Origin of the sequence: Janthinobacterium lividum (assembly GCF_034424625.1) — a bacterium.
Lineage (GTDB): Bacteria > Pseudomonadota > Gammaproteobacteria > Burkholderiales > Burkholderiaceae_D > Janthinobacterium > Janthinobacterium lividum.
Map to the genome: position 1 here is coordinate 3,078,059 of NZ_CP139976.1, position 18,525 is coordinate 3,096,583.

The 18,525-nt window shown below is 64.8% G+C and carries 19 protein-coding genes; 11 read left to right on the top strand and 8 right to left on the bottom strand.

All coding sequences use genetic code 11. From position 1 onward, the window contains the following. Window positions 1-34: 34 nt before the first annotated feature. A complete protein-coding gene (locus tag U0004_RS14010; RefSeq protein WP_070256453.1) occupies window positions 35-931 on the bottom strand; it encodes a LysR family transcriptional regulator in 897 nt (298 codons plus the stop codon). 93 nt (window positions 932-1,024) lie between these two features. On the opposite strand from U0004_RS14010, the gene U0004_RS14015 reads away from it, so the two are divergent. Further along, window positions 1,025-2,452 (top strand): MFS transporter, encoded by a 1,428-nt coding sequence (locus tag U0004_RS14015; RefSeq protein ID WP_070256451.1) that lies wholly within the window; start codon window positions 1,025-1,027, stop codon window positions 2,450-2,452. On the opposite strand, the gene U0004_RS14020 is transcribed toward U0004_RS14015, so the two are convergent. Beyond that, complete coding sequence (locus tag U0004_RS14020; protein ID WP_070256449.1) at window positions 2,404-3,123, bottom strand: SDR family oxidoreductase; 720 nt, start codon at window positions 3,121-3,123, stop codon at window positions 2,404-2,406. The genes U0004_RS14015 and U0004_RS14020 overlap by 49 nt on opposite strands. Before the next feature lie 93 nt (window positions 3,124-3,216). Beyond that, on the bottom strand, window positions 3,217-4,077 hold the full coding sequence (locus U0004_RS14025; RefSeq protein ID WP_070256447.1) for a LysR substrate-binding domain-containing protein: 861 nt from the start codon (window positions 4,075-4,077) through the stop codon (window positions 3,217-3,219). Window positions 4,078-4,195: 118 nt separating this feature from the next. On the opposite strand from U0004_RS14025, the gene U0004_RS14030 reads away from it, so the two are divergent. The 6 genes from U0004_RS14030 (at window position 4,196) to U0004_RS14055 (ending at window position 9,100) form a co-directional block, all read left to right on the top strand. Further along, window positions 4,196-5,734, top strand: coding sequence for an MFS transporter (locus U0004_RS14030; RefSeq protein WP_231958219.1), 1,539 nt, complete (start codon window positions 4,196-4,198; stop codon window positions 5,732-5,734). A gap of 72 nt (window positions 5,735-5,806) precedes the next feature. Further along, a complete protein-coding gene (locus U0004_RS14035) occupies window positions 5,807-6,604 on the top strand; it encodes a TOTE conflict system archaeo-eukaryotic primase domain-containing protein (RefSeq protein ID WP_070256445.1) in 798 nt (265 codons plus the stop codon). Window positions 6,605-6,625: 21 nt separating this feature from the next. Beyond that, window positions 6,626-7,675: a hypothetical protein gene (locus U0004_RS14040; RefSeq protein WP_139144142.1), complete on the top strand. Its 1,050-nt coding sequence runs from the start codon at window positions 6,626-6,628 to the stop codon at window positions 7,673-7,675. A 185-nt stretch (window positions 7,676-7,860) separates the two neighbouring features. Continuing rightward, on the top strand, window positions 7,861-8,022 hold the full coding sequence (locus tag U0004_RS14045; protein ID WP_167468656.1) for a hypothetical protein: 162 nt from the start codon (window positions 7,861-7,863) through the stop codon (window positions 8,020-8,022). 18 nt (window positions 8,023-8,040) lie between these two features. Beyond that, window positions 8,041-8,415 carry a hypothetical protein gene (locus U0004_RS14050; protein ID WP_139144141.1) on the top strand — a complete coding sequence of 125 codons (375 nt, stop codon included), beginning with the start codon at window positions 8,041-8,043 and terminating at the stop codon, window positions 8,413-8,415. A gap of 133 nt (window positions 8,416-8,548) precedes the next feature. Continuing rightward, complete coding sequence (locus U0004_RS14055) at window positions 8,549-9,100, top strand: phospholipase D family nuclease (protein ID WP_231958221.1); 552 nt, start codon at window positions 8,549-8,551, stop codon at window positions 9,098-9,100. Here the strand turns inward: U0004_RS14055 and U0004_RS14060 are convergent, their stop codons facing one another. Continuing rightward, on the bottom strand, window positions 9,101-9,997 hold the full coding sequence (locus U0004_RS14060; protein WP_070256439.1) for a LysR family transcriptional regulator: 897 nt from the start codon (window positions 9,995-9,997) through the stop codon (window positions 9,101-9,103). It lies immediately after the preceding gene. Window positions 9,998-10,101: 104 nt separating this feature from the next. Between U0004_RS14060 and U0004_RS14065 the strand changes: the two genes are divergently transcribed. Next, window positions 10,102-11,268: an agmatine deiminase family protein gene (locus U0004_RS14065; RefSeq protein ID WP_081345617.1), complete on the top strand. Its 1,167-nt coding sequence runs from the start codon at window positions 10,102-10,104 to the stop codon at window positions 11,266-11,268. 11 nt (window positions 11,269-11,279) lie between these two features. After that, a complete protein-coding gene (locus U0004_RS14070) occupies window positions 11,280-12,368 on the top strand; it encodes an agmatine deiminase family protein (RefSeq protein ID WP_070256438.1) in 1,089 nt (362 codons plus the stop codon). A 22-nt stretch (window positions 12,369-12,390) separates the two neighbouring features. On the opposite strand, the gene U0004_RS14075 is transcribed toward U0004_RS14070, so the two are convergent. After that, complete coding sequence (locus U0004_RS14075) at window positions 12,391-13,452, bottom strand: NAD(P)H-dependent flavin oxidoreductase (RefSeq protein ID WP_070256436.1); 1,062 nt, start codon at window positions 13,450-13,452, stop codon at window positions 12,391-12,393. A 97-nt stretch (window positions 13,453-13,549) separates the two neighbouring features. Here U0004_RS14075 and U0004_RS14080 point away from each other — a divergent pair, with 97 nt between their 5' ends. After that, on the top strand, window positions 13,550-14,422 hold the full coding sequence (locus tag U0004_RS14080) for a LysR family transcriptional regulator (RefSeq protein WP_070256434.1): 873 nt from the start codon (window positions 13,550-13,552) through the stop codon (window positions 14,420-14,422). Continuing rightward, window positions 14,419-15,549 carry a YbfB/YjiJ family MFS transporter gene (locus U0004_RS14085; RefSeq protein ID WP_070256432.1) on the top strand — a complete coding sequence of 377 codons (1,131 nt, stop codon included), beginning with the start codon at window positions 14,419-14,421 and terminating at the stop codon, window positions 15,547-15,549. The genes U0004_RS14080 and U0004_RS14085 overlap by 4 nt, the downstream gene beginning before the upstream one ends. 3 nt (window positions 15,550-15,552) lie before the next feature. Here the strand turns inward: U0004_RS14085 and U0004_RS14090 are convergent, their stop codons facing one another. The 3 genes from U0004_RS14090 to U0004_RS14100 are packed head-to-tail and all read right to left on the bottom strand — an operon-like array spanning window position 15,553 to window position 18,397. Next, a complete protein-coding gene (locus U0004_RS14090; RefSeq protein ID WP_070256430.1) occupies window positions 15,553-16,587 on the bottom strand; it encodes a serine hydrolase domain-containing protein in 1,035 nt (344 codons plus the stop codon). Next, a complete protein-coding gene (locus tag U0004_RS14095) occupies window positions 16,578-17,384 on the bottom strand; it encodes an alpha/beta fold hydrolase (protein ID WP_070256428.1) in 807 nt (268 codons plus the stop codon). Before U0004_RS14095 ends, U0004_RS14090 begins: the two co-directional genes overlap by 10 nt. Beyond that, complete coding sequence (locus U0004_RS14100; protein ID WP_070256426.1) at window positions 17,381-18,397, bottom strand: M14 family zinc carboxypeptidase; 1,017 nt, start codon at window positions 18,395-18,397, stop codon at window positions 17,381-17,383. Before U0004_RS14100 ends, U0004_RS14095 begins: the two co-directional genes overlap by 4 nt. Window positions 18,398-18,525: the final 128 nt, after the last annotated feature.

The window sequence follows — 18,525 nt, forward strand, 5'->3', positions numbered from 1 at the left end:
TGACTGCGCATGCCCGGTGCGGGATTGCGCTGGCTCAAACCCGGGGATAGCGCAAGGTGTCGAGCAGCAAGGTAAACGCGGGAGAAGGGTGGCGCCGGCTCGGGTAATACAGCTTGTAGCCCGCGTACGTGGGGCACCAGTCGTCCAGCACGCGGACCAGGCGGCCATCGGCTACATAGGGCAGCACCACGTCTTCGGCCATGCAAGCCACGCCCAGTCCATCGAGCGCCGAATGCAATCGCATGGCCATGTTGTTGTAGATCATCTGCCCTTCCACCCGCACTTTCAGTTCCTGCCCATGCTTGGCAAACTCCCAGGCAAACAGGCCGCCCAGGGTGGGCAGGCGCATGTTGATGCAGTTGTGCGCCATCAAGTCCTGCGGCGTGGCGGGCGGCGCATGGCGGCTGAAATACGCGGGCGAAGCGACGATGGCCATGCGGAAATCGGGACCGATGGGCATGGCGATCATGTCCTTGGCCACTTGCTCGCCCAGGCGCACGCCAGCGTCGCAGCGCGCGGCCACGATATCGGTCATGCCGTTGTCGACGACGACTTCGATGTTGATGTCGGGATAGTCCGGCAGCAAACGGGCGATGGCCGGCTGCAGCACCGTCAGCGCCGAGTGTTCTCCCGCGCTGATGCGGATGTTGCCGGCCGGCTTGTCGCGCCGCTCGCTGAGCAGGGCCAGTTCCGCCTCGATCTCGTCGAAGCGGGGCGCCACCGTGCGCAGCAGCTGTTCGCCCGCTTCCGTGGGCGAGACGCTGCGCGTGGTGCGCACCAGCAGGCGCAAGTCGAGCCGTTCTTCCAGCGCGCGCACGGTCTGGCTCAGGGCCGACTGCGACACGCCCAGCTTGGCTGCCGCGCGGGTGAAACTGCCTTCGCGGGCCACGGCCACGAAGGCGAGGATGTCGTTGAAGTTGGTTTGTGCCATGGCGGATGTCTTTCCAATTCATTAGTTGCGCTAATAAGTTCATGCGGACTTTAGCATCTATTCATGGTAATGCGCCAGCCTTACAGTGTAGGCATGAAAACTGCTCCCGATTCCGCTATCCCCGCCGCGCCGCACAAGGCGGCCATCCTTGCCATCATCCTCGTCAGCTATGTGATGATCGTGCTCGACACGTCCATCGTACTGACGGGCTTGCCGAAAATCCACCAGGAACTGGGCTTTACGGATACGGGCCTGGCCTGGGTGCAAAGCGCCTACACCTTGACGTTTGGCGGCTTGCTGCTGCTGGCCGCGCGCGCCGGCGATGCGTATGGCCGGCGCCGCCTGTTGCAGCTGGGCCTGGCGCTGTTCACGCTGGCGTCGCTGGCCATCGGTCTGGCGCGGTCGCCGGCCATGATGATTGCCGCGCGCGCCATCCAGGGCGTGGGCGCGGCCATCCTGGCGCCGTCGACCCTGGCCTTGCTGCAAACCACGTTTGCGGAGGGGCGCGAACGCACGCGGGCCATCGCCCTGTACAGCGCCGTGGCGGGGATCGCCGCCAGCGTGGGGCTGGTGCTGGGCGGCGTGCTGGCCGAATGGCTGTCGTGGAGGGTGGGTTTCTTCATCAATCTGCCGATTGGCGCCGTCATGCTGGTGGCTGCGCGCCGTTTCGTTGCGGAAAGTGCGCGCAGCGGGGGACAGTTCGACGTGGCCGGCGCTGCCAGTTCCACCTTCGGCCTGTCGGCCCTCGTGTATGGCCTGATCCGCTCGGCCGGCGCCGGCTGGGGCGATGCCTTGACGCAAGGTGCCTTGGCGGCGGGTGTGCTGCTGCTGGCCGCCTTCATCTTCATCGAGCGGCGCGCCGCGCAGCCCGTCCTGCCGCTGCGCCTGTTTGCCGATGCGCAGCGCAATGCCGCGTATGGGGCCAGGGTATTGTTCCTGGGCGCCATGATCGGGTTTTTCTTTTTCAGCACGCAATTTTTGCAAGTGGTGCTCGGCTATCCGCCATCATTGACTGGCCTGGCTTTCCTGCCCATGACCCTGGTCAACTTCGGCGTGGCACTGTGCGTGCCGCGTTTGACGCGTGGCCTGGGCAATGCGCGCCTGCTGGCCATGGGACTGGGCTTGACCCTGCTGGGCATGGCATGGCTGAGCCGCGTCGATACGGGCACGGCTTACTGGCTGGGCGTGGCCTTGCCCATGCTGCTGATCGGCGCGGGGCAGGGCATGGCCCTGAGTCCCCTGACGGCGGCCGGCGTGGCTGGCGTGCCGGCGCAGGATGCGGGCGCCGCCTCAGGCATTGTCAACGTGGCGCACCAGCTGGGCAGTTCGCTGGGGCTGGCGACGCTGGTGGCCGTGGCCGGCCTGGGCGCTGGCCAGTTGGCGGGCGCGCCGCTGCTGGCGCATCGCGTGACGGTGGCCCTGGGCAGCGCCTCTGCCATGCTGGCGCTGGCCTTGCTGCTGATTCTGACTTGTCAGGCGCGGCCACCCAAGCTGCCGCCCCCATCCACCGCCAGCACCTGACCTGTCACGTAACTGGCTTGTTCCGATAGCAGGAAGCCGGCAGCGGCGGCAATTTCATCGGGCTGTCCCAGCCGCCGCATCGGGATTGTTGCAAGAATCTGGCGTTCCATCTCGCTGCCGACGGGACGGGTCTTGCGGAACAGTTCCGTTTCCACGGGGCCTGGCGCGACCGCATTGACCGTCACGCCGTGTTCGGCCAATTCCAGGGCCCAGGTTCTCGTGCAGCCGACCAGGGCGCTTTTGGCGGCGGAATAGGCCGTGCGGTTCACGCTGCCGTGGATGGCACGGCTGCAGATATTGACTATCCGGCCATACCGGCGCTGCTTCATCGCCTCCACGAATTGCTGCGTCACCTGGATGGCGGCGCGCACGTTCAGATCGAAGACGTTCTGCAACGTGGCAAAGTCGATTTGGCCCAGCGGCTGGGGCGAGGCAATGCCTGCATTGTTCACGATGCCATCGATATCAAACTGTTGTTCAAGCGTCTTGAGCACTGCCTCCGTCTGCGCCAGGTCGGCAAGATCGCAGGCCACCAGCGTGCCTGGAAAGTCCATGTCTTCGATGTGCCGCGCGATGCCGACGACCCGATGGCCTTGCTGATGCAGCAAGGTGCTGATGGCATAACCGATGCCGCGTGTCGCGCCAGTGACGAGAAAAGTACGAGGTTGCATGGGGGAGGATTTCCTTAGGCCAGAAAATGCAGCTTGAAAGGGTACACTTTTTTGCCATTGCATGCTTCGCTGCCGGGCTTGCTGTCTGCGCTGTCATGTCGCCGCAGCGCCTGACCACTCGCGCAGCAATTGTCCGAAAGCATCGGCCGCCGCCATGCTGCCGGCGGCGCGCCACAACAGCTGGAACTGGGCGGCGGGCAGGGCGGGCAAGCCATGCTGTCCATCGATGACCACCATGCCCGCCTCCAGGTCGCCCTGTGGCAAGGCCGTGATGGCCAGCCCGGCCAGCACGGCGGCGCGCAAGCCCTGCTGGCTGGGCGAGGTGAACGCCACGCGCCAGTCGAGTCCGGCGCCATCGAGGGCGTCGACGCCCACTTGCCGGTGCATGCAGGGCGCCGGTGAAAACGCCAGCGGCAGGGGCAGCGCGTCGTCATGCCGGAAGTCATGCGCCGCGGCCCAGACGAAGCGCGTGCGGCGCAACACGGCCGCCTCATCTTGCCCGTCCGCCAGGACCATGACGACGGCCAGGTCCAGCGCATCGGCCGCGACCAGTTTTTGCAAGTCAAGATAGGTGCCGACCGTGACATCCAGTCGAACGGACGGAAACAGGTGCGCGAACTGCGCCAGCAGGGCAGGCAGGCGCGCGCCCATGAAATTTTCCGGTACGCCAAAGCGCACGGCGCCCGCAATCGAGGAACGCTGGAAGCGCCGCGACAGCGCATCCTGGGCAGCCAGAATCTGCCGCGCGTGGCGCAGAAAATCTGCACCATCTTCCGTCAGGCGCAGGCTGCGCGTCGTGCGCACCAGCAGCGCGGCGCCCGCTTGCTCTTCCAGGCGGCGGATCTGGTGGCTGATGGCGGACTGGCTCAGGTGCAGCCGTTCGGCGGCACGCGTAAAGCCGCCCGTGTCCTGGACGGCCACAAAGGCGCGCAGCAGGGCTGTGTCGAAGTCCATGGGGTTCCCGTGATTCATGATGAAAATGAATGAATTGTACAAAATTTTATCATTTCCCTCATGAGTCCTGGCTTTCTAGAATGGCGGCTCGCAGTGCGCCGTCTCCACGCGCACCTCCATGACCACCGACATCAAGGCTTCGATGCACCTGACTAATTCGCAACAAAATGCACTGACCCTGGCCGCCGTCTGCCTGGCCTCGCTCATGTTCGGCCTGGAAATTTCCAGCGTGCCCGTCATCCTGCCCACCCTGGAAACCGTGCTGCATGGCGGTTTCAAGGACTTGCAATGGATTATGAACGCCTACACGCTGGCTTGCACCACCGTGCTGATGGCAACAGGTACCCTGGCCGACCGCTATGGCCGCAAGCGCTTGCTGCTGGCCAGCCTGGTCCTGTTCGGCCTCAGTTCGCTGGCGTGCGGCTGGGCCGGCAGCACGGGCGTGCTGATCGCCGCGCGTGCGCTGCAGGGCATGGCTGGCGGCGCCATGCTGATTTGCCAGGTGGCCGTGCTGTCGCAGCAGTTCCCGGCCGGCGCGGCGCGGGGCAGGGCGTTCGGCGCCTGGGGTATCGTGTTTGGCCTGGGCCTGGGCTTCGGCCCCATCATCGGCGCGGCTATCGTCGCGCTGTCAAACTGGCAGTGGGTATTTCTCGTGCACGGCCCGCTGGCTGTCGTTGCGCTGCTGCTGGCGGGCCTGGGCGTGAGCGAGTCGCGCGACCCGCAGCGGCGCAAGCTGGACGTGGCGGGCATCGCCACCCTGTCGCTGGCCGTGTTCAGTCTGGCGTGGTGCATCACGCAGGGGCCGGCGCTGGGTTTCAGCGATCCCCGTACGCTGGCCAGCCTGGCCGTGGCGCTGGCCGGTTTTGCCGCGTTTGCCGTCATCGAACGGCGCCAGCCTGAGCCGATGATCGATTTTTCCGTCTTTCGCATCCGCCGTTTCTCGGGCGCCTTGCTCGGTTCGGCGGGCATGAATTGCAGTTTCTGGCCTTTCATGATTTATCTGCCCCTGTACGTGCAATATGGCCTCGGCTACGGCAGCCTGGGCACGGGCCTGACCTTGCTGGCCTACACCTTGCCCACCTTGCTCGTGCCGCCGCTGGCCGAGCGGCTGGCGCTGCGCTACCTGGCCGATACGGTGATCCCTGCCGGCTTGCTGGCCATCGGCACGGGCTTGCTGCTGATGTGCTGGGGCAGCCATGCGGACGCCGCCAGCTGGCTGACGATCCTGCCCGGCTGCCTGCTGGCGGGCACGGGCCTGGGCTTGACCAATACGCCCGTTACCAACACGACGACGGGGGCCGTGCCCGGCGAACGGGCTGGTATGGCTTCCAGCATCGACATCAGCGCGCGCATGGTCAGCCTGTCCATCAATATCGCGCTGATGGGCTTTATCCTCGTCGAAGCCATGCAGTCCGCCTTGCGGCAGCAGCTGCCCGGTGGGCTGGACGCGGCCGCCTTGCGCGCCATGGCGGAGAATTTGTCGGCAGGCAAGGGCGCCGCCGCGCTGCCGGATGGCGTGGCGAAGCTTGCGCTGGCACAAGGCTTTGGCGCCGTGATGCTGTACGGAGGCGTGGCTGCCTGCCTGTTCGCCGTGGCCAGCTGGCTGGTGTTTGGCGCCGGACGGTCGCGGCAGGCTGCCGGCATGCCGGCGCGCTGAGATACAGGGGCAGGGGAGGCTATAATCTGGGCACGTTGACAAGTGTTGCTCAACGTCATTACGAGGCCGCCCATGCATAAACTGATTTCTGAACTCACCCGTTTGTATCTGTTCGATGAACAGCAGCAATACGTCGATGCGGACGGCGGCGCGCAGCCGCTGACGCCGGCCGTGCTGGCGCGCCATCTGTCGGGCGAGCAGACAGTAGCGGTGCAACTCGTGACCGGCAGTGGCCTGGCGCGCGCGCTGGTGCTGGAGTTTGGCGGCAAGGGCGGCGGCGAAGCGCACTGGAGCGCGCTGTGCACGATCGCCAATGCCGTGCAGCACGAGCTGGATTTGCCAGCGCCCGCAGTCAGCATCTCGGGCACGGCGTTCCAGTTGTGGTTGTCACTGGCCACGCCCGTGCCCGCCGCCCAGGCGCGCCAGTTCGTGCAGCTGCTGCGTTCCACTTTTTTGCCTGCCTCGACCGACATTCTCGCCGTGGCGCCGCCCGCTTACGTGGAGCAGGTGGCGCTGCCGCCAAGCCTGCAGCCGTCCAGCAAGTGGGCCGCCTTCATCCACCCCAGCATGGGTGCCGCCTTCGTCGACGAACCGGGCCTGGACATGCCACCGCCGCCAGCGGCCCAGCTGGGTTTCCTGGAAAGCTTGCGCAGCATCAACCCGGGACAATTCGCGCAGGCGCTGGCGCAGTTGCAGGGACATGCGGGCCTTTCGGAGTCTTCGCCAGCGCCTGTTCCCGTGGCCGCATCGCCTGTTGCATCTTCCGCCACCGCGCCAGGCTTGCTGTTGCAGGACGCCACGCTGGAAGACATCGTGCGCTGGTTGCATGCGCGCAACATCGAACCGACGTTCCGGCACCGGCTGCCGTAGCCACGGCATGGCTGGCTTGAGGTGAACAAGCAATATATATCGACATTCAGAACAATTGAAATTTCGGATGAAAGGCAGCATTCAATGGATTTCCATGTAGTCGCAAATTCCTATAATTGCTACGGTGGTCACACAACGTTGTCTCCGATCGGGGATTTTCTTCTCGCGGGCAGCGGCAATTTTGGCGGCGCGATTCAGGAAATTGCAGTCACGCTTCACTTCAGGGACTCTGGTCCGGCAAAGAAGACGCTGGAATCTCTGTTGGAGACGCACAACAATTTCCGCGCAACGCTGCCCAAGGTCACTTATCGAAGAGCAAAGGGCAAGGTCGAGATTGCCATCGCCAGCGAATTGATGGAAGGCCGGGACTGGACGCATTCTTCAACATTATCTTTGCCACTTTTTAAAGCAGGTGTGGATGAAGTCATCCATGCATTAGGGCTATTGAGCAAGCGATTGAAGCGCACTGATGATTTTAGCCTGGAGAAATTTCTGGACCACTGTGACGCTGCCAGGAATCGCGTCCCGGATTCCGAGGAAGCTCTTCAACTCCTGGCATCCGGGCTGAAGGCAGCGGCACAAGCCAAGCGTGATGGAATGTCAGCCTGGGAGCAGTTGGGAATCGACTGGGAAGACTTTCATCCCAAGGCACGCGAGATGCTGGATGATCCATTTTTTTGGAATTGCGCGGATGATTTCTCGCCGAACGGCAATGATACTGGAGCTGATCTTCTGGAGAGCTATCGCGAGTGGCACAAGACGCACAAGGATGTCACGCCAATTCGATTCCTCGAGAAACTGGCAAAGCAGTGGGGATATGCCGACATACGCGCCATGGACGATGATGTGCGCTGCGAAGCGTCGATTGCTCTCGCATTTGCGGAGATAAAGTTAAGAGCGGCATGCAACCAACAGGCGCGACAACTGGCATTGGACGCTATCGGGCAGCAAAGAGCCCAGGCGCTGGCCGCGGGGGACTGGTCTCATCGCGAAGAAAAGCTGGATGCCTTGAATCAGATCGAAGCAAAGTTGAAGCAAATGGATCACACCATGGTGCATTTGACGGACTGAGGCGCAGCGATTACTTTGACGTTGAATGTGATTTCAAGCGGCAGTAATGGGGAGGAAGCTGCCAACGACAGCAGGCGGCCAGAAGCGGACTTTTTGTTGGCAATTATTTAAATAAGAAAACATGCACCCACCGTGGAATTTTACCTTTTAGTTTAAGAATGAAAAAATTTCCAAGGAGAAAAGCCGTGGATCATAAGAAAAACAGCAGATTTACACTCAAAGATGTCTTGATAAAAACCAATGCTCAGCGTCTTTCTGAGGCACCAAAAAGCGAGAAAATTATTCATTATGTTTTTGTTTTTGGCATTGTGATTGTTATAGTGGCCTCTCTTGTTTTTATGGATTGATTTTTAATCATATACTCTATGGCAACTAATGCCACAGCATTACAGTTTAAAGAATCGCACAAGAAAAATAATGTTTTATATTTTAGAGACACGATGTATTTTTTAAAAGCAATACTGCTTGTCGTAACGCCGTTGCTAACAGTACAGCCGACATTTGCGTTTCAGGCCTCGGGCAAAGTTGCGGATGTCGCAATCCGTGCTCTCGCTGATCAGACTGCAAAACAGCTTGCGCAAAATGAACTCGATGGCGTTTACGCATCTATGGCGCCTAAACTCAAATCGGTCTACTCCCGCGATGAGTGGGTAAAGCCAGCATGGGGTATGCAAAGAATCTTCGGACGCATTGAATCGTTTGATTTTGAAGCCAGCAACTACGGAAAGCGAGGCGTTTAGTTAGAGTGTTGCGACCACCGATTGAATCCGCAGACGACAGCGGACAGTCGCCCAGGTGACAAGTCTGCCTGCACGCTGTGTCCACATTTTTTGTTCGTCCACACTCGATTATTGAAACAGGGAAATGCCTGCGATGAAAAATCTTGTACTTGCCGTTGCGCTGTGCCTGGCTAACGGCGTTCCGCCAGCGGCGCTTGCCGCCGATGCCGCGCCCGTGGTCACCATCGAGAACGCGTTTTCTCCCGATGGCGGGGCGGAGGCGCTGGTGCTCAAGGTCATCGATAGCGCGGCGTCGAGCATACGGCTGGCCGCCTATTCGTTCAGCTCGCCCCATGTGGTCGAGGCCTTGCTGCGGGCGCGGCAGCGGGGCGTGGATGTCAGGGTGCTGGCCGATACGCGGCGCAACGCGCGCAAGAATAGCCGGGCCGCGCTGGACCGGCTCGTCGGCGCGGGCATTCCCACGCGCCTGATTTCCCGCTATGCCTTGCATCACGACAAGTACATCGTGGCCGATGGCGTGACCGTGCAGAACGGCAGCTTCAATTACACGGCCGATGCGGCCACTGCCAACAGCGAAAATGTGCTCGTCGTGTTGAATAGCGAGCGCCTGGCGCAATCGTACCTGGCGCACTGGGAAAACCGCTGGGCCAGCGGCATCGACTATGCGCGCGTGCCGCGGCCCTGATCATTGCCCCTGCGCCGCACCCTGCACGCGCAGCCAGTCGAACACTTGCCCGACGATGGGCGAACGCGGGTGCTCCGCCACGCCCGACAGCCACCAGGTGGCGCCGGGCACGCGCGGGTAAGCTGGCAGGATGTGCAACTGGCCACGCGCCAGGCTGGCATCGGCCAGCAAGCGGGGCAGGCAGGCGATGCCGCGTCCATCCAGGGTGGCGTCGAGCAAGAGGCGCGCATCGTCATAGATGGCCCGCTTGCGAAAGCGCGCCAGCGGCCCCAGGAACAGGGGCGCCGTGGCGTCGCCCGTCAGGCTTTCTTCCAGGCAAACCAGATCCGCGTGCAGGTGATGCGCATCCTGCGGCACGCCGGCCAGCCGCGCCGCCAGCTCGCTGTTGGCCACCAGTAGCCATTCATCGTGCAGCAGGGGGATTTCCTGCAAGTCCGCTTGCAGGAGGGGGCGGTCGCTGATGGCGATATCGACGTCGATCTCATCGACGAAGCGGGCGCTTTCATCCACCGACAGCAGCAAACACAATTCGGGCAGCTGCGCTTCCAGCGCGCGCAGCCGGGGCTGCAGCCAGCCGTGCAGCACGGGCGCCGGGCACACCAGCACCACGAGACCGGGATCGAGATAGGTGGCGATGCGCCCCAGGCCGCTGCGCAGCACGGTCATCGAGCGCTGCACGCTGCGCAGCAGCACTTCGCCGGCCACCGTCAGCTCCACGCCCCGTCCCGCGCGGCGGAACAGCGGCTGCTTGACTTGTTCTTCCAGCAATTGCACCTGGTGGCTGATGGCCGACTGCGTCACGTGCAGCTCGTCGGCCGCGCGCGAGAAATTGCCGTGGCGGGCCGCTGCCTCGAAGCCCATTAACAACTTCAGCGAAGGAATGCGATGTTCTGACATATGAGAAAACCTAATGAATTAAGGTAAATCATATCATTTGTTTTCATGTCTTGATCCCGCCACAATGCCGTGCATGCCAAGTGGCTTATTTATAAGGATGAATCATGAACACACGTCGTTATTTCTTGCGCCATTGCATGACTGGTGGCAGCGCGCTGGCCCTGGGCGGCTTGCTGGCCGGCTGCGGCGGTGGCGCCGATGGCGGGTTGGAAACCGGCCCCGTTGCGCCGCCGCCACCGATCAATAGTGGCGCTGGCGCCCAGCAGGCCGATGGCTGGCGCATGCCCGACGAGGCCGAAGCCCACAAGGCCACGTGGATGGCGTATGGCGCTTCAAGCGCCGTCTGGACGCGCGCCCAAGTGCCGCAGGTGCAGCTGGCGCTGGTGCGCATCGCCAATGCCATCGCCGCGTATGAACCCGTCAACATGCTGGTGCGCCCGGACGAGCTGGCCAGTGCGCGGCCATTCTTCGACGCCCGCGTGAACCTGATTCCCGCCGAGATGGATGATGTGTGGATGCGCGACACGGGCCCCGTCTTCGTGCGCAAGCCGAACGGCGAGCGGGCCGGCGTGAAGTTCAACTTCAATGGCTGGGGCAACAAGCAGCAGTCCGGCAAGGATGGGCAGGTGGCCGACGTGGTCGCCGCCCAGGCCCGGGTGCCGCTGCTGGCCACGCGGCTGGTGCTCGAGGGCGGGGCGCTGGAAGTCGATGGCAAGGGCACGGCCATCATCGCGGAAAGTTGCGTGCTGAATAATAACCGCAACCCGGGCTGGAGCAAGGCCGATTGCGAAGCGGAATTGCTGCGCCTGCTGGGCATCCGCAAGGTGATCTGGCTGCCTGGCATCAAGAACCAGGACATCACGGATGCCCACACGGACTTTTACGCGCGCTTCGTGCGCCCCGGCGTGGTGGCGGCGCACCGCGAGATGGACCCGGAATCGTACGATTACGCGCTGACCCGGCGCCACCTGGAGATCTTGCGCGGTGCTACCGATGCGGACGGCCAGCCGCTGCAGATCGTCGTCATCGACGGCCCCGAAAAAATTCGGCCTGGAAACAACCCGAACACCTTCGCCGCCGGTTACATCAATTACTATGCCACCAGCAGCGCCATTTTCCTGCCGGAATTCGGCGACGCGCAGGCGGACGCCAGCGCCAGGGCGCAGTACGCGCAACTGTATCCGGGGCGCGCCGTGATCCAGATCAATATCGATCCCATCGCGGCCGGTGGCGGCGGCATCCATTGCACCACGCAGCAGGAAATTGCATAAAGGAGATCAGCATGCAACGACGACAGTTCCTCACTGGCACCATGGGCCTGGCGGCGGCCGCCGCGGGCTTGCCGGCCTTGCCCGCGCTGGCGGCGGGCGCGGGCTGGCGCATGCCCGACGAAGGCGAGCGCCACGCCGCCACCTGGATGGCCTTCGGCGCGAATGACGAGGTCTGGGGCAAGCGCCTGAAGGCGGGCGCGCAGGCGGACCTGGCGCGCATCGCGCAGGCCATTGCCAGCGTCGAGCCCGTACACATGCTGGTCAACGAGGAAGACTACGACGTGGCGGCTCGCCTGTGCGGCAACAAGGTCAAGCTGCTGGTGCAGCCCATCGACGACCTGTGGATGCGCGACACGGGGCCCGTCTTCGTGAAAAAGGCGGGCGGGGCGCTGGTCGGCGTGAATTTCAATTTCAATGGCTGGGGCGAAAAGCAGGACTATGACGACGATGCGCTGGTGGCCACTTTCGTGGCCGGACGCGCCGGCGTGGCCGTGCTGGAGAGCAGCCTGGTGCTGGAAGGGGGCGGCATCGAAGTCGATGGTCAGGGCACGGCCATCATCACGGAAAGCTGCGTGCTGAACGCCAACCGCAACCCCGGCGTCGGCAAGGCACAGTGCGAGCAGGAACTGCGCCGGCTGCTGGGCATCGACAAGGTCATCTGGCTGCCCGGCATCGCCGGCCAGGACATCACCGATGGCCACACGGACTTTTATGCGCGCTTCTGCGCTCCCGGCGTCGTCGCGGCTGGCTTCGACAGCGACCCATCCTCGCCCGAGCACGCCGTCACCCAGCGCCACCTCGACATCCTGCGCAAGGCCACGGATGCGCGCGGCCGTGCGCTGCAGGTGGTAGTCTTGCCCGGACCTGGTTCAGTTCGTCCGCGCTATGAAAACAAGGACTTCGCCGCCGGCTACATCAATTTCTATGTCTGCAACGGCGCCGTGCTATGCCCGGAATTCGGCGATGCGACAGCCGACCGCAACACCAAAGCTATCCTGCGCGAACACTTCCCCAGGCGCGACATCGTGCAGCTGAATATCGACGCCATCGCGGCCGGTGGCGGCGGCATCCACTGCACCACGCAGCAGCAGCCGGCATAGGCATGCCTGTCCGGCGGACGACTCAATCCGCCATTTCCCGGATCAGCGCGGCCACCAGCTGCGCCGCCCCCATTTCGCGTGCCAGCGGCGCGCCCTGGCCGGCCCATTGGGCGGCGAATTCGCTGTTGCCGTGCTGGCTGGCTGCCGCGTTCAATTGTTTGGCGGCATCGTAGGCGACGGGATAGTCGGCCGGCGGCGGGCTGCCCGGCGCTTCGCCATGTTCGATCAGGCGGTTCACCATGCCGCGCGCCAGGCGTCCCGAGAGGGCCGCCGTCAAACGCGTGGCCGCCGCCCGTTCGCTTTTCAGGTTGGCCCGGTAGCTGGCGTTGGCCGAGGATTCCGGGCACAGCACGAACGCCGTGCCCAGCTGGGCGGCCACGGCGCCCAGGTCCAGCGCCGCGCGGATGCCTTGTCCATCCATGATGCCGCCGGCGGCGATCAGGGGCAGGGCGGTGCGGCCCGCCAGCAGGCGCAGCAGCACGGTGGTGCTGTGGCGCTCGTCCGGCGCCTGCGGGTCGAAGACGCCGCGATGTCCGCCCGCTTCCACGCCTTGCGCCACGATGGCGTCGATGCCCGCCTGTTCGATGAGCAGCGCTTCGCCCATATTGGTGGCCGTGGCCAGCGTGTAGATGCCGGCTTGGCGCAGGGCGGCAATCTGCTGCTGCGTCGGCAAGCCGAAATGGAAGCTGACGACGGCGGGACGCTGTTCCAGCAACAGGGCAAACGCCGCCTCATTGCCGATGAACGTTTGATATATCTCGTCGAGTTGCACTGGCACGGTCGCGCCCAGCTCCGCAAACAGGGGCGCCAGGTGGGCCAGCCAGGCCGCTTCGCGCTGCGCATCCCGTGCCGCCGGCGCATGGCAGAACACATTCACATTGAAGGGCTTGTCCGTCAGCGCGCGCGTGTCGGCGATCATCTGGCGCGCCTGCGCCACCGTGCCGGCGCCGATGGCCAGGGATCCCAGGCCGCCCGCGTTCGAGACGGCGGCGGCCATGCGAGGCGTGGAGACGCCCGCCATCGGCGCCTGGATGATGGGGTGCTGCAAGCCGAGGCGGTCGAGGAAGGGCTGGGACGAGGTCATGGTGTTTCCTTCACGAAGTTGAGGACGCTTGAGGATGCTGTGCATTATTCGTATTTGAAGAATATAATATCATAATCATTTTTAAAAAGAGAATACGATGGAGTCAGAATCATTGCGGATTTTTTGCTCGGTCGCCAGTGAACTGAGCGTTACCCAGGCCGCCGCCCGACTGGGCCGCGCGCCGTCCAGCGTCACCACGCGCATCCAGCAGCTGGAAGCCGATATCGGCGCCGAACTGTTCGTGCGCACCAATAAACGCATGGCCCTGACGGCGGCGGGCGAGCGCTTTCTCGAGTATGCGCAGCGTTTGCTGGCGCTGGCGGAAGAAGCCCGCCACGTCGTCACGGGCGGGCGCGAGGGCGGCACCTTGCGCGTCGGCAGCATGGAAAGCACGGCGGCCAGCCGCTTGCCGGCCTTGCTGGCCGCGTATCACGCGCGCTATCCGGCGACGCGCCTGGAGTTGAGCACGGGGCCGTCGCGGCCCCTGATCGAGCAGGTGCGCACGGGCTTGCTCGACTGCGCTTTCGTGGCCTTGCCGCCGTCGTTCGGCGGCGCGGCTGCCCTGGCGGAGCTGGGCCTGGCGTCGAGGCCCGTGTGGCGCGAGGAACTGTGTCTGCTCCTGCCTGCCAGCGAAGCGCAGGCGCGCCGCGCCGTCGATGTGCGCACGCGCTCGCTGGCGGCGTTTCCGCAGGGCTGCACCTACCGCGGCATCGCGGAAGAGGTGCTCGGCGTGGCCGGCAGCACGCAGTGGCGGGTGCAGGAGCTGAGTTCGTATCACTGCATGATCGCCTGCGTGGCGGCCGGCGCCTGCGTGACCCTGCTGCCGGCCAGCGTGCTGGCGCTGTCCGATGCGCCGGCCACCCTGAAAATACTGTCAGTTGGGCAAGCAGACACCTTGCTGGTGTGGCGCGCGGGCTTCGACCTGCCCGCGTTCCAGCACTTGCTGGCGCAGTTGGGCGAGGCGGCGTGAGCGCGCCGGCCAGGCTGCGCGCGGCCATCGCCGCAGCGGCCATCCTCGCCATCGGCATGGGCTTCGGCCGCTTCGCCTTCACGGCCATCTACCCGCACATGCTCGCGGAAGGCGTGTTGAGCTTGCGCGACGGCAGCCTGGCCGCCTCGGCCAACTATGCCGGTTACTTGCTGGGCGCCATCCTGGCCATGCGCGCGCGGGCGCACGGCGCGCACCGGCTGTGTTTGTGGTCGGTGGCCGGCACGGCATTGTGCCTGGGCGTGCTGGCCTTGCCGATGCCCGTCTGGCTCTTCGTGACGGTGCGCGGCGTGGCGGGCGTGTTCAGCGCCCTGGCCATGGTGGCCGCCTCGCTGTGGCTGCTGGAACAACGACGGCAGGCGCGCGGCGCGCCGCTGCTGTACGCTGGCGTGGGTGCCGGCATCGCCGTCTCGGCCGAGTTGCTGGTGCTGGCTTCGCACCTGGGCTGGCACAGCGCGGGCATGTGGCTGCTGCTGGCCGGCGTCACCGTGCTGGCGGGGCTGGCGGCCGCGCCCGTCATTGCCGCCGGCGGCCAGGCAACGCCGGATGCGCCGGCGCAACCGGCCGCATCGGTCTTGGCGTCCGTGGCGCCGTGGCCGCTGGTGCTGATCTATGGATTGGCAGGGCTCGGCTACATCGTCACGGCCACGTATTTGCCCGTGCTGGTGGGCGTGGCCTTGCCCAATCTCAATTCCGCCCACGTGTGGGCCGTGTTCGGCCTCGGTGCGGCGCCCTCGTGCTTCCTGTGGCACCGGCTGCACGAGCGCCTGGGCACGCGCCAGGCGCTGCGGCTCAATTTGCTGTTTCAGGCGCTGGGCGTGGCCTTGCCCGTGCTGGCCCCATCGGCCGCCGGCTATCTGCTCAGTGCCATCCTCGTCGGCGGCACGTTTGTCGGCACGGTGACCATCGCCATGCCGGCCGCGCAGCGGGCAGCAGTCAAGGCAGGTAGCAACATGATGGCGATCATGACGGTGGTGTATGGCATCGGACAGATCATCGGCCCGGTGCTGGCCGGCAGCTTGTATGCGCAGTCGCACAGTTTCAACAGTTCGCTGTTGGCGGCCGCCGGCGCGCTGCTGCTGGCCATTGCCGTGAGCTTGCGGTTGTAAAACTCAGAGACCGAATGCGCAACACATGAAGTCGCGCCGCAGCTGGTTGACCCGTGTGGAATCGCGCGTGTAGTACAGCTTGTTCGTCAGCAGTACCGCATAGCGGCCGCGCCGGGGGCTGAGCCACAGGGCCGTGCCGGTGAAACCCTGGTGGCACCAGATGTCGTCTTGCGGCCCGGTGCCCGCCGCCGGGTGCCAGAACAGGCCGCGCGACGGGTTCAAGGAACCCGTTTGCACGGTCAGCGAATCACGCACCCAGCCGGCATCGAACACCTCGCCATGCCGGTCCGGTGCCAGCATGGCCCGCAGGAAGCGCTGCAGGTCCGGGACGTTGGAAAACAGCCCGGAAATGCCGCACACGCCGCCCAGCAGCCGGGTCGAAAAATCATGCGTCACGCCGGCAAGGTGGGCGCCCGCCTGCTCGCAATACTCGGTCGGCGCGACCAGCTTGCCATGCGCAGCCGGCAGCGGGCCAAAGCGCGTGGCGTCCATGCCCAGCGGCCGCAGCACATGTTCTTCCAGGGCCTGGTCCAGGGGCATGCCCAGCAGCCGTTCGATGACAAAGCCGAGGATCAGGGCCGCGCGGTCCGTGTATTCGACAGCCTGGCCCGGCGTGCCTTCCAGCGGTTCGCGCAGCACGCCGCGCACGATATCGTCGTACACCTCGCCATAGCTGGCGCGCAGGCGGGCGCGCAGCGGCAAGCCGGCCGTATGGGTCAGCAGCTGGAAAATCGTGATGGGCGCCAGTGCATGCCCCTGCGTGCCGGGCAGCACGTCGGCCAGCTGGCTGTCCAGGCGCAGGCGTTTCTGGCCCACCAGCCTGCCGATCAGCGACCAGACGCTGATGATCTTGGTCAGCGAAGCGATGTCGAACAGGGTGCCGATCTGCATCGCGGCGCTGGCGGGCTCGGGCGTGAGCCGCCCGGCCGCGCCCGCCTCGCCGTGGTGGACGGTGCCCATGGCCCAGGCCGCACCTGGAAAAATCTGTTCGTGCACGCCGGCTTGCACCAGTTCTGCCAGCTGTTCCGTTATCTGCATGATGATTGCGCTGTGTGTGTGCTGTCATGGCTTGTCGTTTCCACGCCCAGCCAGCGCGCCACCGACTGCGCCACCCATTCGCCCTCGTCCAGCGGCAAATCGTGGCCCGCGTCGCCGTGGATCAGGCAATCGGCCTGCCAGGCCCGCGCCAGGCGCTGCGAACAGCAGTGGTCGACCAATTGGTCTTGCGCGCCGGCCATCACCAGCACGGGCATGGGCGGGTGGATGAGGGGCGCGCGGTAGCGGGCGGCCGACAGCAGCTGGCGCAAGGCGTTGCGGCGGCTGACGGGGTATTCCTGCTGGAAACGGAGCCAGCCGGCCAGCAGCGCGGGGTTGCCGCCAGCATGCCGGCGGCTCGTCAGGCGCAAGATCAGCGCTTCCTGGCTGGCTGCGTCGCCGGCCAGCAGCTGGCGCAGCAGGGCGCCGTAGTTTTGCCAGCGCAGGCGCCGGTAAAACGGGCTGTATGGCCGCATGCTGGTGTTGATGAGCACGCAGCGGGCGATTTCCTGCGGGTAGCGGTGAGCCCATTCCACGGCCACCATGCCGCCCAGCGACAGGGCCAGCAAGTGGTAGGGCGCCGGGATGCCCCGCGCCAGCAACTCCCGGCGGCAGTCTTCCACCATGGCGGCCACGCGGATGGCGCTGTCGTGCGCGTGGCGCGTGCCATTGCCGGGCAAGTCGGGCGTGACAATGCTGGCGCCGGGCAGGGCGCGCGCGAGGGTGGCGGGAAAGCTTCCCCAGTGGCGCTGTTCGCGCATCAGGCCCCGCAGCAGGACCCAGGTGGACGATCCGCTCATGATTCGTACCATTGCGCCAGGGCGCGCCGGCGCTGCGCCTTGCGCAGCAAGCCTTCCGGCATCCAGCGGCCGTGGCTGCTGGCGGCGCGCATGAGGAAATCGAACCAGACCAGGTGCCGCCGCAGCACGCGCTGCAAGCGGTGCGCGGCCGTGGGGTTGAAGATGCTGACCCGGTTGAACAGCTGGCGCGGGTTTTTCTTGACCCACAGCCACGAACCCATTTCCAGGGTCAGCGGCAGGAACACGCGCCCGCTGTAGCTGGTGCCGTTCAGGTACAGATAGTCCCACAGGTCGCCATGCGTGCGGTATTGCCGGCTTTGCGGCTCGAACACATAGTTGTGGTTCGGGTAGCTCTGGCTGAACAGTTCTTCCAGCGCGCCGATCTCGGCCAGGTGGGCTATCGGCACCTTGGTGTGCGCATGGGGAAACCAGATGCGGTCGCGCAAGCCGAAACCGGAATGGCAATCGAGGGCGATGCTGAACTGGCGCGACAGCAGTTCGCGCTCGACCAGGTCGCACACGGCCTGGCTTTCCAGCTCCATGAGGCCGTGCGCCGCGCCCCGGTACCAGGGCAGGCGGGCGCTGTAGCGCTGTCCACCGAGCATGAACGGCACTTTTTCGCGCGCACTCAGCGGCGCGTTGCGCATCAGGTCCACGCCGCGCGGATTGCTGCGCGTGGCTTGCCACATGCCGCCCGGGTTGACCAGCGGCATGAATACGAGGCGCATGCTTTCCAGCTGCTGGTGCAGGGTGGCGTCCCAGCGCAGGCGCGCGACCAGGCTTTCCAGGAAAGACAGGATGACTTGCGTGCCGATGCGTTCGAGGCCGTGAATGCCGCCGAAAAAGCCCAGCACGGGCACGTCGGGACTCGGATTGCCCAGCGCAATTGTGTACACGGGAAACTCGCGTCCATCCATGGCGATGCTGCAGGGCGCGGCCACTTCCAGGTGGCTGCCGCCCTCGTCGATGAGGCGCTTCAGCATGACCAGCTCGGGCAGATTCTTTTCGATCATCAGGCGTCTGAAAGGGAAAGTGACAGCCAGTGTAGCCGAAATCACTGCCGCGCCAGACGTCCCGCATGGCGAAATTTGCGCACGCTGGCCATGTCACGAAGCCGTCATTTTTTGTGTGTAGGCTATTG